The following is a 17,311-nucleotide window of genomic DNA, read 5'->3' on the forward strand; positions in this document are numbered from 1 at the left end:
GCAAGACCAAGAGCAAGACCAAGAGCAAGACCAAGAGCAAGACCAAGAGCAAGACCAAGAGCAAGACCAAGAGCAAGACCAAGAGCAAGACCAAGAGCAAGAGCAAGACCAAGACCAAGACCAAGACCAAGAGCAAGACCAAGACCAAGACCAAGACCAAGACCAAGACCAAGACCAAGACCAAGAGCAGGAGCAGGAACAGTAGCAAGAGCAAGAGGAGGGGAAGAAAAGGAAGAGGAAAAGGAAAAGCAGACGTGAGAGAGGGGATCTGCAGATCACTCAGGGAGCGGAAAAATGAGATACAACAAGATACTACTAGTTAAAATTTTACATTTCGTAAAATAGAAATAATTTCCATATAGGAGATCAATAGGAGAGGGATTACGGGATTACGAGATATGAGATATGAGATATGAGATAGGAGAAATAGCTGTCTATTGCAGATGAATCGGCTGCGGATGGCGTTTTAGGAGGTACTTTTTAGTGAGATGCGTAACAAATGGGGAGTTTGGTTCGTCTGAGGGGGTGAGGTGATGCGGTGATGAGGATTGCGTTGGCGATGTTGGCGTGTATAGTGCTGACGTTTGTAGCGGGGGCGATTGCGGTGCCGGGTAAAGCGTATGCCTGCTCCTGTGCGCCTACGCCGTCGGTTGAGGAGGAGCTGAGCCGCAAGACCGCGGTATTTTCGGGTACGGTTACGAAGGTGGTCAAGCCGGAAAATAAAGAAATCAATAGTTCGGCCGATCCGGTTGAGGTTACGTTCGATGTGGAGAAGGTATGGAAAGGCGATCTGGATAAGCAAACGAAGGTTTATACGGCGGTCGGTGAGGAAAGCTGCGGTTATGTGAATTTTGTGCAGGGGGCCAAGTATATCGTATCCGCGTACGGATCTTCGGAACGGCTGGAAACGGGAGTTTGCGAGCTGACGAAACCGATCGAGCAAGCCGAAGAAGCGGTGGAGAAGCTGGGAGCGGGGAGCGAACCGAACGAGGGAAGCAAGCCCGATGACGCAGTAGAGAAGGTTCGAACGGGAAACGATCCCGATAACGCAGTAGAGAAGGTTCGAACGAGAAACGATTCCGGTGACGAGGTGGAAAAGGTGCCAACGGGAAGCGGGGAGCCCGGAGATGCGGTGGAGAAGCTGGGAGCGGGGAGCGAGCTGGGAGGAGAAGGGGGCGGAGATGGGAATCCGGTCTGGCCGTGGGTCGTTGCGCTTGCTGCGGGCGGCGGTGTTGGGCTGGTTATCGTTCGAACCCGGATGAAGAGAAAGGGAGGAGAGTGAACGATGCGGAAAAAGAGCGTTGTGTTGTTGGCCTTTCTGGTCGTTTTTGTATTGGCGCTGACGGCTTGCGGGGAGAGGCCAGAGACGCGGCAAACGCCTGGAGGGCAGGCTGAAACGCCGAACGCCTCCGGGGAGCCGTCCGAGAATTCGGATTTTGCTTACGAGGGTTATATTGTCAACCTGGAGGACGGAAGAATTTTGGTCACCGATACGGTAGAGAGGGACTTTAGCGATAACGGGGGCGCCCGTCATTTTTACGGAGCGGTCTGGTTTTCCAATGCCGGCTCGGGACTCGAAATCGGCCAGCGGGTCCAAGTTTGGGTGGATGAGGGCATTGCGGAATCCTACCCGGGACAAGGGAAGGCGAGCCGTGTGGAAGTCATCGAGGCGCCGAAGCCGGACGGGGCCGAATTGACGGAAGCGGAGGCGATCCGCAAGGCGCTTGAAGCTTCCGAGCCTGCCGGCATGTTCCCGCCTGCCGTCAAGGAGGTGGAATACGAAGGGGACGCCGGCCAATGGAAAATCGAGCTTGCGCAGAACGGGGAGGCTCAGACGGTCGTTGTCGAGGTCGCGGATAAGCCATAAAAAACAAGGGATAAACGCCAAAGTGCTCCGGCGGTTATCCCTTTTGCTTGTCAGGCCAGCCACTCGTCCCAGCGGCTCTCCAAGTAATTTTTCATCCAAAGGCACACTTCCCATAGGTCGGAGACGGGCTGGCGGGTAAACGGAAGCGTATGCAAGTAGCCCGGAGGGCCGAATTCGGGAACGAAAATAAGCTGCTCCGCTCCTTGATCGCGTTTATGACGGGCGATGGAGCGCCACCAGGCGTCGTGCGCGGCAAGCGCATCGGCATGCTCCGGGGCGGCCGGATGATTGACCTGCGGTCCTTCGGCATAGCCGACGCGGGCATGAACATACGCGGCGCGGGGCGTTATTTTCGCCATTCTTTCGGCCTGGTCCTCGAGCAGCGATTCGCATACGACACACCAATGGCTGAAGTCCGCGCATAGGCGCAGTTCCGGCACATCGTCCAGCAGACGCTCCGTCGTCCACGGCGTATACATTGCGCGTCCGCGGTGAGTCTCGTGAACGACGGGAATTCCGAAGGTGCGTTCGATTTCGGCCGCTTGCCGGTAGAAGCGCAGCTGCTCTTCGTAAGGCATATCGTCCTTCGCGCTGTGCGCGTTGATCAACGCCGGCGAGAACGAGGCCGCCCGCTCGAGCTGGCTTCGGAACGACTCGATGTGATCGCCGCTCGTGAACAGCATCGCGGAGTATTCCAGTCCGTAGCGGTCCAGCAGCGCCCGGAACTCCCCCTCTTCCTCCGGTCCGGGAGGTGCGCATTCGACTCCGGCATAGCCGGCGGCCGCGATAAGCGCGAATCTCTCTTCTAGCGTCTGATGCTCCATGCCCCATAGGGACTTGAATACTTTTAGCTTCATGATTGCGGGTCATCTCCTTCGTTTTCGGAAAGCTCGTCGATCGTTCGTTCGAATCCCGGCGCCAGGTGAGCGAGAAACCATTCGACTTCGGGCAGCTCCAGCCGGAGCAGCTTCTCTTCGGTCTGTCTGCGCGCGGTGGCAAACTCGCGATTGCCGGCGGACATCTCGCTCGTGCATTTCAGATAGGCGTCCAGCAGGTCGGCGGCCTTCAACAGCTTGGCCAGCTCGGGATCGGCAGGCTGTCTGGCGAGCAGCGGGGCGTAGCTGCCGCGCAGCCGTTCGGGGACGTTGGCCAGCAGCCGCTCGGAGGCCAGCGATTCGATCTCGCGGAAGTTGGCGAGAATCCGCGGGTTCTGATGCTTCACTGGCGTCGGGATGTCCCCGGTAAACACCTCGGCGGCATCGTGAAACAAGGCGAACGCGGCGAGCTGCTCGGGCTGGATATCCCTCCCGTATATTTCCCGCGCAATAACGCCCAGGGAATGGGCTATCAGCGCCACGTGATAGGAATGCTCGGCCACGTTCTCCGGTCTCGTATTCCGCATGAGACTCCAACGCTCGATATGCTGCAGCCGGTACAAATACGCCAAAAAATGATTCGCCATGACCCCGGCCTCCTTTTCTCCCAACGCTGCTATCTATGCTATTATATAATGTATAGGGGTTAACGAATAGAGAGGGGATTCCGTACTTATGTCATCTGCATTCGAACAAAGCGTCTATCAGCTCGTCGTCGAAACGTCCACGAATCTCCCGGCGGATGTTCGCCGTGCCATAACCGCGGCCCGCGAGGCGGAAGACCGGGCTACCCGCGCGGGATTGTCGCTGTCCACGATCGCGCAAAATATCGAAATGGCCGAATCCAACGTCTCGCCGATCTGCCAGGATACGGGAATGCCGACGTTTGTCGTTCATACGCCGGTAGGCGCCAACCAGATCGTGATGAGGCAGGAAATCCGCAACTCGATCGCCCGGGCGACCAAGGACGGCAAGCTGCGCACGAACTCGGTCGATTCGCTGACGGGCGCGAATACCGGCGACAATCTCGGGCCGGGCACGCCGGTCATCCATTTCGAGCAGTGGGAGCGCGACGAGGTCGACGTCCGTCTCATTCTCAAAGGCGGCGGCTGCGAAAACAAGAACATTCAATACAGCCTTCCTTGCGAGGTGGAAGGGCTCGGCAAAGCGGGCCGCGATCTCGACGGAATCCGCAAATGCATTCTGCACGCGGTGTATCAGGCGCAGGGGCAGGGCTGCAGCGCCGGCTTTATCGGCGTCGGCATCGGCGGCGACCGGACGACCGGCTACGAGCTGGCGAAGCAGCAGCTGTTCCGCAACGTCGACGACGTCAACCCGATTCCGGAGCTTGCCCGGCTCGAGGAGTACGTTCTGGACAAGGCGAACCGGCTCGGCATCGGCACGATGGGCTTTGGCGGCAACGTGACGCTGCTCGGCTGCAAGGTCGGCGTGGCCAATCGGCTGCCGGCCAGCTTTTTCGTGTCGGTCGCCTACAACTGCTGGGCTTACCGCCGGCAGGGCGTGCTGCTGGACGGCGGCACGCACGAGATCAAGAGCTGGATCTACGAGGGCGGCTCGAACGTGCCGATGAGGGACCAATCGGACGCAGTCGCGGAAGTTGCCGGAGGCAAAGAAATCGTGCTGCAGATGCCGCTTACGGAAGAGGACGTCCGCAGCCTGAGGGTGGGCGACGTCGTTATTCTGAACGGCGAGATGCATACCGGGCGCGATGCGCTGCACAAGCATCTGATGGACCACGACGCGCCGGTCGACTTGAACGGCGGCGTAATCTATCACTGCGGACCGGTGATGCTCAAGGACGGAGACGGCTGGCACGTGAAGGCGGCCGGGCCGACGACGAGCATTCGCGAGGAGCCCTACCAGGGCGATATTCTGAAAAAGTTCGGCCTGCGCGCGGTAATCGGCAAAGGCGGCATGGGGCCCAAAACGTTGGCCGCGCTTAAGGACCACGGCGCGGTGTACTTGAATGCCGTCGGCGGCGCAGCCCAATACTATGCCGAATGCATCAAGAAGGTGAACGGCGTCGACTTCATGGAGTTCGGCATTCCGGAGGCGATGTGGCATCTTCAGGTCGAAGGCTTCGCGGCGATCGTCACGATGGACGCTCACGGCAACAGCCTGCACGCCGACGTCGACAAAGACTCGAAAGCGAAGCTGGAGCAGTTCAAAGATCCCGTATTCGCGTAACGAAGAAGGAGCGCATCCCCGGCCATGACCAAGTTTCGCTTTAAGCTTACCGTTCTGTTCGTGCTGCTGATCGGCTCGTCCGTGCTGGCCGCGGGATTGCTTATGGGCAATTCCTATCAGAAAAACCACCAGGCGGCTTTGCGCGATCATATGATTCGCGAGCTGCACGTCCTGAACGCTGCCGTCCCTTGGCCCGACACGAAGGACAATGCTCAAGCGAGCGAATATTTGCAGCAGCAGGCCCGGCGGTTCAAAGAAATCGCCGGGATGCGCATTACCTACATTCGCCCGGACGGAGCGGTGCTGGGCGATTCCGACCATGCCCCCGGCACGATGGATAACCATCTGAACCGGGAAGAAGTGAGCGAAGCGCTGGCCACGGGATCGGGGAGCAGCATTCGGTACAGCGATACGCTAAAAGAACGAATGATGTACGTGGCGATTCTGGTGAACGCGGAGGAAGGCGAGAACGGTCCGGGAGTCGTGCGATTGGCGATGAGCCTCGGCGACGTCGAGCGCAGCTTGGACAACATGTGGCTGGCGCTTATTTTCGGATTGCTTCTGCTGTTCGTCGTAGCCGGCGCTGTCAGCTATCGCGTCGCGCTTGGCGTAACTCGCCCGCTGGAAAGGATGACCGCGGCGGCGAAACGGATGGCCAATATGGACTATGCGACGCGCGTGCCCGAGGGCGGCAAAGACGAGGTCGGCGAGCTTGCGCGGGCGCTGAACGCGATGGCGTCGAGTCTGCAGGATCAGCTCGACGAAATCCGCGGCAACGGGACGCGGCTGCAGAGCGTGCTCGACAATATGCCGAGCGGCGTCGTCATGATCGCGCCCGACGGGAAAATCACGCTGTACAACCGCGAAGCGGAGCAATTCCTCGGCAGCTCGACCCGCGAGCGCGTCGGCCGCAGCTTCGCGGAAATTCGCCAGCATTACGAGCTGATCCATTTGATCAAGGAAGTGCTGGAACAGCCGGCTTCCGTTCACGAGGAGCTGACGGTGTATTATCCGGAGGAGCGGCTGCTGGAGATTCATATCGTGCCGATGACGATGAATGGCGACGACGAGCGGGGCCTGCTGCTCGTGCTGCAGGACGTGACCGCGATCCGTCGTCTGGAGCGGATGCGCAGCGAATTCGTCGCCAACGTCTCGCACGAGCTGAAGACGCCCGTGGCCGCGGTCAAAGGGTTCGCGGAGACGCTGCTGGCGGGAGCGGTGAACGACGAGGAAACGGCCAGGTCGTTCCTGACGATTATTCAGGACGAGAGCGACCGGCTGAACCGGCTGATCGGGGACATTCTGGAGCTGTCCAAGATCGAGTCCCGCCGCGCTCCGCTGCAATTTTCCCCGATCGACCTGCCGGCGTTTCTCGGAAGGATGGCCGAGCTGCTGTCACCGGAAGCGGCGAAGAAAAGCATCGAGCTCGACGTGCGGTCGGAAGAGGGGCTGTTCCTCGAAGCGGACGAGGACCGTCTCGGCCAGATCGTCATGAACCTGATGCAGAACGGCATCAACTATACGCCGGAGGGCGGCAAGGTGAAAGTGCGCGCGGAAATCGCGGAGGCGGAAGACGGGGAAGAGGAATGGGTGCGCATTACGGTGTCGGATACCGGGATCGGCATTCCGAAGAAGGACATTCCGCGTATTTTCGAACGGTTTTACCGCGTGGACAAAGCCCGTTCGCGCAGCTCCGGGGGCACCGGACTGGGGCTGTCCATCGTCAAGCACCTGACCGAGCTGCATCACGGAACGATACGGGTGGAGAGCACGGTCGGCGCGGGATCGAAGTTTATTTTGGAGCTGCCGCTGCTGCAGCCGTGAAACGGCCGAGCCTATTTTACATTGCGTTAATATTTGCATGACGAAGGCTTTACAGTGGTATGATAAAACTAACATAGTGAGCCAAAAAGGCAGGGGATTCTGCACGATCGGAGGTACTCATGTCGGACAAAGTGTTAATTATAGAGGACGAACCGACGCTTGCCCGTCTCGTCACCTACAACCTTTCGCAGGAAGGCTATGAAACGGATGTGGTAGGGAACGGAGCGGAGGGGCTCCATAAAGCGATGCACGAGCCCTACGCGATTATCTTCCTGGACCTGATGCTTCCGGGCATGAACGGCTTCGAGGTGCTCCAGAAGCTGCGTCAGAACGGCATACGCACGCCCGTGATCATCCTGACTGCGCGGAACGCGGAGGAGGAGGTCGTGCAGGGACTCAAGCTCGGGGCGGACGATTATATTACGAAGCCGTTCGGGGTGGCCGAGCTGCTGGCCCGGACTTCGGCGGTGCTGAGGCGCTCTCGCAACGAGGAGAGCAGGCCGACGAAAGCGGCGGAAGGGGAGAAGGTCATCCCGATCGGAGACCTGCAAATTTTTCCCGACAAGTACGAGGTGTTCTCGGGGGGGCAGTGGATTACGCTGCGGCCCAAGGAGTTCGAGGTGCTGCTCTACTTGGCGGAGCGTCCGGGCATCGTCATTACGCGGGACGATCTGATGAACGTCGTATGGGGGTTCGATTATATCGGCGGCCAGAGAACCGTCGACGTGCACGTCAGCTCCTTGCGCAAGAAACTGGAGCTGAATCAGCAGAGCGTCCAGATCGACTCGATTCGCGGCGTCGGCTACAAGCTGATCGTGAACCGGAAGGTTACGTCCAATTAGGTGAATCGGCATTTTCCGGCAATCATCGCCCGGCCAATCGGCCCGGGCGTTTTTTTCATGGCCGGATTAATGGCGGAAACCGCTTGTCCGAATCTGCATTTTTTTGTTGACCAAATCCTGGAATACTCGTTATGATAGGAACATACATAAATTTCTATTAATGGATCGAATTTTGTCGAATGATGGGGAGGAAGAGGAGAGAAGGCCTCATGGATGTACTCTTCACTAAGGAGATGATGCTTTCGTGCCGCACCGCAAATTAATGGAGCGAACGTTAGAGCGCCAGGCCGAGATGTACTGGTCCGGCGTCATGAGAGGCTGGGAAAGCGAACCGCCGCTGCAGCCCGACGGCTACGGCAAATCCGGAGACAAACGGCAAATCGAGATGAATATACCCGAGCCTGTCGTTGCGAAGATGGATAAGATCTGCAACGGGCGGGAAGATCTAAGAATGATTTTTTACCTGGGGTCGTGGGCGGCCGTGCTGCTCGCGTTTACCCAATCGGAGAGCAAGATCGCCATCGCCGTTCCTGCCGGCGGAGTCGGCGGCGGGGTGGAAGCTTACGACGGCCGAGTCGTTCCTGTCACCTTCGAACGGCCGGACAAGATTACCCGCTTTAAGGACTTGCTGGCGCATGTGATGGAGACGTTCAGGAATAACGACAAACATCTTGCTTATTGGCTGACTCGCTCGGATTCCTGGCAGCTTCCGACCGGGTATGAACGCTTTGGATTTCACTATAACCACTTGCAGGGGAGGGAAATGAAGACCGCGTTCGGGCAGACGAACGAAGCTTTAATGGAGTGCCGGATAGTCGTGAACGGCGAGGGGGGAGGGAGCCTCGTCCTCGTTTACGATTCCGGATATTACAGCCGGCATCTCGCCGGGACGCTCGGAGCAAGTTATCTTGCCGTACTGGAGCAGGCCGTTGACGCGCCCGACCGCGAGCTGATCTCGCTTGAGCTGCGCTCGCCCGCGGAAGCGGCCGATCAAGCGCGCTGGAACGATACGGCGGCCGAATTCGCGGCGGAGCAGACGATTCACGACATGTTCGCGCTAGTCGCGACGGCCCGGAGAGACGCAATCGCCGTCGTATGCGGCAGCGAAACGTTAAGCTATGGCGAGCTCAACGCCAAAGCGGAAAACATCGCGCTTCGCTTGCATGAACGGGGAGTCCGGCAAGGCGATCGGGTAGCCGTCATGCTGGAACGTTCTCCGGCCTGGATCGTCTCGCTGCTCGCCGTGATGAAATCCGGCGCCGTCTATGTCCCTGTCGACCCGTCGTATCCCGAATTTCGGATCGATTATATGCTTAAGGACAGCCAAGCGTCGGCCTTGATTTTACGCGACGACAACGAAGCGAGCCGGGACTTCAACGGAATCAAGATCAAATATGGTGAAGGCTTGTTTCAACGTCGCGAAATGGAAAACGTTTTCAAAAAGAAAGAACGAACATCGTCGGAAGATCTTGCCTATTTGCTGTACACGTCAGGCTCCACGGGGGAGCCCAAAGGCGTAATGGTCGAGCATCGCGGCGTCCTGAATTTACGGCATTACTTTCTGTCCGCGTATCGTCTCGGAGAGGCCGATCGCGTGCTGCAATTCGCCAGCGCTTCGTTCGACGCTTCCATCTGGGAAATCTCCATGGCGCTGCTTACCGGCGCGCAGCTGCATATCGCAACGCCGGACATTGTCGGAGAGCCGACTCGTTTCGAACGATGGGCCGCGGACAGCGGAATTACGGTCGCCACGCTGCCGCCGACATATGCGGACAAGCTTGTCCCCGGGAACCTCGGTCAATTGCGATTGCTGATTACGGCCGGATCCGAATCGAATCGCGAGCTGTTGGCGTCATGGGGAGAACGCGTCGAATACGTGAACGCCTACGGTCCGACGGAAACGACCGTATGCGCTTCGGCCTGGTCCGGGAAACCGGACGACATTGGAGCGACAGGTTCCATCCCGGTGGGCAGGCCGCTGCCCAACACGCAAATTCGGATCGTAAACCGGGAGCTGCAGACGCTTCCGTCCGGCATCCCCGGGGAGTTGGCCGTCTCGGGAATCGGGCTCGCCAGAGGATACTGGAACCGGGAGGAGATGACCGAGCGGAAATTCGTTAAATTGCCTGGCGACGGAACGCGGGCGTATCGAACGGGCGACTTGGCCAAATGGGGAGCGAACGGGAATCTGGTTTTTCTGGGAAGAATCGACCGCCAAGTCAAAATTCGCGGCTATCGGATCGAGACGGAGGAGATTCGGCACGTTCTGACCAGTCTGCAAGGCGTGAAGGACGCGATCGTCGCCGTAAAACCCGATCCGCAGGAGGAGCCAGCGCTGGTCGCTTATTACGTGGGGGATTACGCCGGTGAGGACGAAGCGGCCGCGCTGCGGGAGCGGCTGGCGAATCGGCTTCCGGGCTATATGGTGCCGGCATTCCTGATCCGGCTTGCGACTATTCCGCTGACCGCCAACGGCAAACCCGATGTCGCGTCGCTCCCCGCGCCGGGGGCATGGCTGGCGAATCAGCTGCCGTCGGACGAGCAGCGGCCGCAAGGCGAATGCGAAACGCGGCTTGCCGGCCTATGGCGCAAGGTGCTCGGCGTGGAACGCATCGGCAGGGAGGACGATTTCTTCCTGCTGGGCGGCCATTCCATGAAAGCGGCCAAGCTGGCGGCGGAAATCTACGGAGCGTTCGGCGCCAACATGCCGATCGAATTGATTTTCCGGCACTCCCGGCTGCTCGACATGGCGAGATGGATTGCGGAGATCGGCCGTCTCGAGCGAACGGCCGTTATTCCTCGCGCGCCCGCGAAAGACGCTTACCGGCTCTCCCCCGCGCAAAGCCGGGTGTATATCGCGGAAAGCTCCAGCATCGACAGTACGCTCTACGTTCTGCCTTTCTTGTTTCGACTGGAGCCCGCCCCGGATTTCGCGGCGTTGGAGGAGGCGTTCCGCCGATTGATCGAGCGTCACGAGCCGCTGCGCACGTCATTCGGCTGGCAGGGCAAAGAACCGGTGCAGCTCGTCGCGCCGAAGGCGGATTTCCGTATCTCGCGGATCGAGGGGCGCGGAGAAACGCCGGAGCAAATCGCCGAACGGCTGATCGAGCCGTTCGATTTGGCCCGGGCGCCGCTGCTTCGGGCCGCCTGGATCGACGAGGAGGACGGCTCCGTCCGATTGTTCCTGCAGCTTCACCACATTATCGCCGACGGGCTGTCCCTTGGGCTGCTGCTTCATGACCTGAACGCGATTGTATCGGAGCTGCCGCTGGCCCCCCTCTCGCTGCAATATAAAGATTATTGCGACTGGCTGCACGGCAAGGAAGTCGACGAAGAGAACGAACGGTTCTGGGCCGGGCGTTTCGCGGACTACGAGGGGACGGCGGACCTGCCTCTCGATTATCCCCGGCCGTCCGTTCGCCGTCCCGAAGGCGATACGTTGGCGATTCAATGGGACAGGGAGTTAACCGCGCGAATTCGAAAGCTGTCGGAGGATTGCCAGGCGACGGTGCACATGACGATGCTGGCCGCTTATTACGCGCTGTTGTCCAAGCTTACCGGGTCCGAGGACGGCGTTGTCGGTTCGCTTCATGCCGGCAGAAACCACCCGGACGTCATGGGCATGGTCGGAATGTTCGTCCATACGCTGGCTCATCGCAATCGGGCCGACGGGTCTTTGACTTTTCGCCAGTTCGCCGCTCTAGTGAAGAGCCGGGTGCTGGAAGATTACGAGCATGCGGATTACCCGTTCGAGCTGCTGGCCCGCAAGCAGCAGGCGCGCAGCGCCGCGCGCAACCCGCTGTTCGACACAATGTTCGTCCTGCAAAATCTGGACGCCGCTCCCGCAACGATCGGAGCGTCGCACTGGCTGCCGGTAATCCTTAAAGAGAAGCTGACGCGTTTCGATCTCGTGTTCCAGGCCTGGGAGAACGAGGAAGGCATGCTGTTGTGGGTCACCTACGCCAGCTCGCTGTTCCGTCCGGAAACGGCGGCGGCAATCGCGGAAGACTATCGCAGGCTGCTCGCGATGCTGGCTGAACGTCCCGATGCGCCGTTGGGCGAAATCGGCCTGTCGGTCGATTACCGCCCGATTACGGCGTCGGGATTAAAATTCGATTTTCAATTTTGACGCAAGGAGGAGCTGTCATGGCCGCCAGCCGGATTCTTCCGTTAGCCGTACCGGAGATCATTTCTTACCCGCATATCTCTTATGCCCTGTCCGTCGTGTCGCTGGCTCCCGAGGGCGTCGACTGGGTGTTCAGCAACTACGTGCAGTTGTGCATGCTGGATCACGGCTCGACCGTCGAAATGCGGTATTTCATACCCAACGCGGATTTGTTTCCCTTTCCGGGATTGTTCGGCACGCAGCACATACGAAGAGACTGGATTCTGCACTATTGCCCGAGTTTTGTCGACTTCGTCCGCTTCAGCATCGACCGGGAGTTTTACGTATGGACGTTCGTGGACGAATACTACATTCCGGGGACGCGATCTTATCGGAATCAATCGTTCGAGCACTCCATCATGATCCATGGGTACGACGACGAGCGGCGCGAATTCCATATTAGCGGTTACTTGGAAAGTCAGCGCTACATGCAGTCCACGCTTGCCTACGATGCGGCCGAGCTTGGGTTTACGGAGATGCGCGTGCCGGAAAATCATTACGCCAACAATACGCATTTGCTGACGAGAAGCGTGAACGGCTATGAGTTCAAAACCCATTGGATCATGGAGCAGCTGACCGATTACGGCCGCGCCAGACCTTCCGATGTCCGGATGGAAATCTTCGAGGAACGGAAAGAGTGTCCTTATTATTGGGGGATCGGCGTGATCGACGGCTTGCAGGAAAAGCTGCGGCAGCATATGAGCGGGGAGACGTTCGTCGACCATCGTCCGTTTTTCATTTTGCTCGAGCATAAGAAAACGATGAACAGGCGGATCGCCTATATGGCAGAACATGGCCATTTCGTATTTTCGGACGCGGTGCGGGACGGCTACAGGGAGATCGAGTCGAAGGCGCAGACGATTATGAACCTGGAGCTGAAATATTTAATGACGCGGGAAAACCGGTATTTGACCCAGATGATCGAGCGGCTTGGCGGTTTGAGAGAAGCGGAGGCGCAGACGATCGAACAGATGCTGGCGCAATACGAACGACACGACCAAAGGAGGAAGGAAGGATGACCGCCGGTAAACGATTGCCGATCGCCGTTCCGGACATCACTTCGTACACCCATGTCACCTATGCGCTGTCCATTATGCACACGGATCCCGACGCGCTCCGCTGGGTGTACAGCAACTACATTCAGCTGTTCACCAGGGAATCGGGCCACTCGATCCAGGTCGATCATTATACCCCGACGGCGGAGCACCATCTGATTCCGTGTCTGGGCGGATCGCAGAGGCTGACGCGCAAAACCCTCGAGAAATATGCCGGCGGTTTCGTGAATTTCGCTCGGGAAAGCATCGAGGACGGGTATTACGTCTGGACGTGCGTGGACGAATTTTACATCCCCGGCACGGTCGCGTATCAGAATCGTTCCAATCCGCATGCGATCATGATCCACGGTTACGACGATGCCCGAAGCGTCTTTCGGTTAACGGGCTATTTCGAGAACCAGCGTTACGGAGAAGCCGAAGTCAGCTACGCCGACATGGAACAAGCCTACTACGGCTTCGAACCGAAAGACGACATCCATTGGACGAACTTCGTTCGCATGCTGAAGCTGAACCGCTATTATAAAAAGTTTTACGAATTCAAGACGCATTGGGTTATGGAGCAGCTGGAGGAATACGGGCTGGCGAAGCCCTCCTCGAGAAGAATGGAAGTGTTCGAGGAGAAGTTGGACTTCCCGACCGTGTGGGGATCGGATGCGTACGACCGGCTGCAGCTGCAGATCGACCGGCATATCGCCAAGGAGGGAATCGTCGACCATCGGCCTTTCTACGTGTTATGGGAACATAAAAAAATGATGAACAAGCGCATCGCCTATATGGAGGAAAACGGCTTTTACAAATTCTCGGAGCGATCGAAGGAGGAGTGGCTGAAAATCGAACAATCGGCGCTGCTGGCGCGCAATCTGGAATTGAAATACCTGGTGAGCTTCAACAACCGCTTTCTGGAGCAGCTGAAGGATCAACTGGCGGCGTTAAAACGGGAAGAATCACTGGCGATCGAGCGAACGCTCGATGACTATGCGCGCAGCGGAGGCAAAAGATACCTGCATATTCTAAAGGAGGAAGCTTAATGAGTTTGGATGCGTTGGAAATCCAGAAAATATTGGCCAGCGGCAGGTTAAGCAAGGAAAAAGACTTCTGGTCGGCTCTTCTGGAGGGAGACCGCGAATTAACCCGGATTCCCGAAGACCGCCGACCGGCGGATTCAGAGCAGACGCATGACCAACAAGGGCAAGTCGAATGCGGCGCAAGCTTGTCGCTCAAAATCAACGCTTTTACCGGCGGTTCCGACCTGGCGGCTTATCTCGTATTGCTGAGCGGCGTTCAGATCGTTGCCCGGAAGTACGCGCACGCCGGGGAGACGCTGGTGGTCACGCCGGTGCTGGACGCCGGAGAGCAGGAAGAAGGACGCATCAACCGTTATTTGGTCATTCCTTTCGAGCCGGACGCAAGCGCCTCGTACCGCAGTTATCTGAATTCGTTAAAAGAGAGAGTCGCCTCGATCGCGGAAAATCAGAACTATCCGTTCTCGCAGCTTGTGCTCGATCGGGGCTGGGGAGGAGAGGAGAACGCCGAAGATTTTGTTATTCCGCTTGCGATGGGCTGCAGCCGCATCCATGGGGCGGAGTCGTTCGAGGGAACGAAAACCGACTTCCTGTTCTGGTTCGAGGAACGAGACGGCCTATGGGATTTGCGCCTCCGCTGCAACGCTTCGCGATACTCGGGCGAATTCGCGCAGGCCGTCGCCGCCCACTGGCTGCGCGCGATGGACGTCTTGTTGAGCGATCCGGATGCGCCGCTGTCGTCTCTTGATTTGCTTTATCCGTCCGAATGGGAGAAGATCGTTCGCGGCTTCAATGCGACGGACGGGCAATTCCCGGCGGACAAGACGCTTCACCGCTTGTTCATGGACCAGGCCGCCCGGACGCCGGATGCGATCGCCGCGATCCATAAAGACGAAACGATCACCTATCGGGAGTTGAACGAAAGGTCCAACCGGCTGGCCAACGCGCTTCGCGGCAGCGGCGTCGGACCGGAGACGCGGGTTGCGCTGCTGTGCCGGCGTTCATTCGATCCGGTCGTAGGTGCGATCGGCATTCTGAAGGCTGGAGGCGCTTACGTGCCGTTGGACGCTTCATGGCCGAAGCGCCGCATTCAGACCGTGCTGGACGAGGTGGGGGCTGCCCACATGGTGACGCAGAAGGAGCTGTTCGCTCCCATCGCCGATCTGCTGTGGAGGTCGGATTCCTTGCGCCAGGTCGTGCTGCTTGACGAGGAGGAGGCCGATCCGACCGCTTTCCGCTTCGACCGGCAGGCCATGGTCAAAATGTTCGACGACCTGGCGGCGTCCGCGACGGACCGGGTTTCCGCCGGAGGATTCGTCAGCACCTATACGGGATTGTACTTCACCGAAGCGGAGGTGGACGAGTACCGCGACAGGGTCGTCGAATTGGCCCGGCCGTTCGCCGGCGAAGGGAAAGCCGCGCTCGAAATCGGCTGCGGCTCGGGACTTGTTCTCTTCGAGCTTGCCGGCGCATTCGGTCAATATACCGGCCTGGACGCTTCGCAAGTCACCCAGGAGCGCAACCGGCAGCGCGTGATCGAGAACGATCTTCAAGCCAACGTCAAGCTGTTGACCGGGTTCGCCGACGAGATCGCGGGCATGGAGGATCAACGGTACGACGTCGTGCTTCTGCCGAGCACGATTCAATTTTTCCCGGACTATCTCTATTTGGACAATGTGCTGAGAGAGGCGATCCGGCTCGTTCGGCCGGGCGGAGCGCTGATCGTGTCGGATGTTCCGGACGAGGCGGCCAAGGAGGAATTCCGCGCTTCGCTGGAGGAATTCAAGCGCAATCATGGCGCGTTCTACAAGACGCGCATTCAACTGGATCAGCATTTGTATTGCCATGAAGATTATTTCAACGGCCTGGAGAGGCGATATCCCGGAGTAAAGGTCGAGGTGCGCAAACGCACGAAGGGCTTCAAGAACGAACTGCGCTACCGCTACGATGTCGTCATCTCCAAGCCGGCCGACATACGCTCGGAGGAGCAAGCTTCCGCGAGCAAGCGAATGTTGACGCGCGCCGACTTGAACGCGGAGGACGGCAGCCGCGGGCCGGACGTCGAAGACGATGCCTCGCGTACCGCCTACGTCCTATTTACTTCCGGATCGACGGGAACTCCGAAAGGGGTCGTCGTTTCTCATCGCCCCGTCGTCAACGTGATTGACTGGGTGAACGAACGGTTCGGCGTAAACGAGAGGGATCGGTTATTCTTCATTACGTCGTTCTGCTTCGACCTGTCGGTGTACGACGTGTTCGGAATGCTGTCCGCGGGCGCGGCGATCGACATCGTTGCCGAGGAGGACGTTCGCAAGCCGGAGGCGTGGCCGCAGCGCATGGCGGACAGCGGAATTACGATCTGGGACTCCGCGCCGGCCGCGCTGGGGCAGAGCGTTCCGTTCTTCCAAAAGCATGACGGTCCGCAAGCTCCGCTCCGCTTGTTCCTGCTGAGCGGGGATTGGATTCCCGTGCCGCTCCCGGGACAATTGCGCCGGCTGTTTCCGGAATGCGCGGTCGCCGCGCTCGGGGGAGCGACGGAGGCCTGCATCTGGTCGAACTGCTACGAGGTCGGCGAGACCGATGCCGGCTGGCTTAGCATTCCGTACGGCAAACCGATACGCAACGCCAGGTATTACATTCTCGACCGCGACTTGAAAGCCTGCCCGATCGGCGCCAGAGGCGAACTGTTTATCGGAGGCGAATGTCTGGCGAACGGCTATCACGCAGAAGCGCTGACCCGCGAGCGATTCGTTCCCGACCCGTTCCGCTCGGAGCCCGGGGCCCGCATGTACCGGACGGGGGACTTGGCCAAGTACGGACGGGACGGCAACATCGAGTTTCTCGGGCGCGTCGACCATCAGGTGAAAATTCGCGGCTATCGTATCGAGCTCGGGGAAATTCAGGCGAAGCTGCTGCGCCATCCGGATATTTCGCAATGCGTCGTCATCGACAACGCGGAAGCGTCGGGGCAGAAGGCATTGTGCGCTTATTACGCGGCCGCCGAAGTTCTCTCCGCGCGCGCGCTCAAGGAATTTCTGGCGACGGATTTGCCGGCCTATATGATTCCGTCTTATTTCGTAAGGCTGCCGGCCATCCCGGTGACCTCCAACGGCAAGGTAGACCGCGCGGCGCTTCCCGCGCCGCAATCGCAGGTTCGCTCCGACGCGGCCGCCTACGAACCGCCGGCCAACGACATCGAAGCCGAGCTCGTGGAGCTCTGGAAGCAGCTGCTCGAGATCGATGTCGTCGGCGTCAACGACAATTTTTTCGAGCTGGGGGGACATTCCCTGCTCGCCGTCAAGCTGGATATCGAAATGGAGGAGCGCGGCCTGGTCATCTCGCCGGAGGATTTCCAGCAATGCTACACGATTCGCGATCTGAGCCGGCATACGACACGGTCATGCGACGAGGCTTCCTGAGAATGAGATTGCAGCCGCGAGAGGAGGATGCGGG

12 protein-coding genes are annotated in these 17,311 nt (G+C 58.9%); 10 read left to right on the top strand and 2 right to left on the bottom strand.

Features of this window, described 5'->3' with window-relative positions; all coding sequences use genetic code 11:
• From ACFFT4_RS23840 to ACFFT4_RS23850, 3 genes are all read left to right on the top strand, one after another.
• Window positions 1–323 (top strand): hypothetical protein (locus tag ACFFT4_RS23840; RefSeq protein WP_378051405.1); only part of this gene is annotated, 323 nt, incomplete at its 5' end.
• A gap of 218 nt (window positions 324–541) precedes the next feature.
• Window positions 542–1,282 (top strand): hypothetical protein, encoded by a 741-nt coding sequence (locus ACFFT4_RS23845; RefSeq protein WP_378051406.1) that lies wholly within the window; start codon window positions 542–544, stop codon window positions 1,280–1,282.
• 3 nt (window positions 1,283–1,285) lie between these two features.
• Entirely contained in the window at window positions 1,286–1,867 is a 582-nt protein-coding gene (locus tag ACFFT4_RS23850; RefSeq protein ID WP_378051407.1) for a YobA family protein, read from the top strand.
• A 50-nt stretch (window positions 1,868–1,917) separates the two neighbouring features.
• On the opposite strand, the gene ACFFT4_RS23855 is transcribed toward ACFFT4_RS23850, so the two are convergent.
• Both ACFFT4_RS23855 and yfbR read right to left on the bottom strand, forming a co-directional pair.
• Window positions 1,918–2,724 (bottom strand): sugar phosphate isomerase/epimerase family protein, encoded by an 807-nt coding sequence (locus tag ACFFT4_RS23855; protein WP_378051408.1) that lies wholly within the window; start codon window positions 2,722–2,724, stop codon window positions 1,918–1,920.
• Complete coding sequence (yfbR, locus tag ACFFT4_RS23860; protein ID WP_378051409.1) at window positions 2,721–3,329, bottom strand: 5'-deoxynucleotidase; 609 nt, start codon at window positions 3,327–3,329, stop codon at window positions 2,721–2,723. Before yfbR ends, ACFFT4_RS23855 begins: the two co-directional genes overlap by 4 nt.
• A gap of 88 nt (window positions 3,330–3,417) precedes the next feature.
• Here yfbR and ACFFT4_RS23865 point away from each other — a divergent pair, with 88 nt between their 5' ends.
• The 7 genes from ACFFT4_RS23865 to ACFFT4_RS23895 all read left to right on the top strand — a co-directional run bounded on the left by ACFFT4_RS23865 (window position 3,418) and on the right by ACFFT4_RS23895 (window position 17,277).
• Window positions 3,418–4,950, top strand: a complete 1,533-nt coding sequence (locus ACFFT4_RS23865) for a fumarate hydratase (protein ID WP_378051411.1) — start codon at window positions 3,418–3,420, stop codon at window positions 4,948–4,950.
• Window positions 4,951–4,974: 24 nt separating this feature from the next.
• Window positions 4,975–6,774, top strand: coding sequence for a two-component system histidine kinase PnpS (pnpS, locus tag ACFFT4_RS23870; RefSeq protein ID WP_378051412.1), 1,800 nt, complete (start codon window positions 4,975–4,977; stop codon window positions 6,772–6,774).
• Window positions 6,775–6,893: 119 nt separating this feature from the next.
• Complete coding sequence (locus ACFFT4_RS23875) at window positions 6,894–7,616, top strand: response regulator transcription factor (protein WP_378051413.1); 723 nt, start codon at window positions 6,894–6,896, stop codon at window positions 7,614–7,616.
• A gap of 244 nt (window positions 7,617–7,860) precedes the next feature.
• Window positions 7,861–11,745 carry a non-ribosomal peptide synthetase gene (locus ACFFT4_RS23880; RefSeq protein WP_378051414.1) on the top strand — a complete coding sequence of 1,295 codons (3,885 nt, stop codon included), beginning with the start codon at window positions 7,861–7,863 and terminating at the stop codon, window positions 11,743–11,745.
• A 17-nt stretch (window positions 11,746–11,762) separates the two neighbouring features.
• Window positions 11,763–12,800, top strand: coding sequence for a hypothetical protein (locus tag ACFFT4_RS23885; protein ID WP_378051416.1), 1,038 nt, complete (start codon window positions 11,763–11,765; stop codon window positions 12,798–12,800).
• Window positions 12,797–13,864 (top strand): hypothetical protein, encoded by a 1,068-nt coding sequence (locus tag ACFFT4_RS23890; protein ID WP_378051417.1) that lies wholly within the window; start codon window positions 12,797–12,799, stop codon window positions 13,862–13,864. The genes ACFFT4_RS23885 and ACFFT4_RS23890 overlap by 4 nt, the downstream gene beginning before the upstream one ends.
• A complete protein-coding gene (locus ACFFT4_RS23895; protein WP_378051418.1) occupies window positions 13,864–17,277 on the top strand; it encodes a non-ribosomal peptide synthetase in 3,414 nt (1,137 codons plus the stop codon). Before ACFFT4_RS23890 ends, ACFFT4_RS23895 begins: the two co-directional genes overlap by 1 nt.
• The last annotated feature ends 34 nt before the right edge of the window (window positions 17,278–17,311 follow it).

Origin of the sequence: Cohnella cellulosilytica, assembly GCF_042431195.1 — a bacterium.
In the GTDB taxonomy this organism is placed as follows: domain Bacteria; phylum Bacillota; class Bacilli; order Paenibacillales; family Paenibacillaceae; genus Cohnella; species Cohnella cellulosilytica.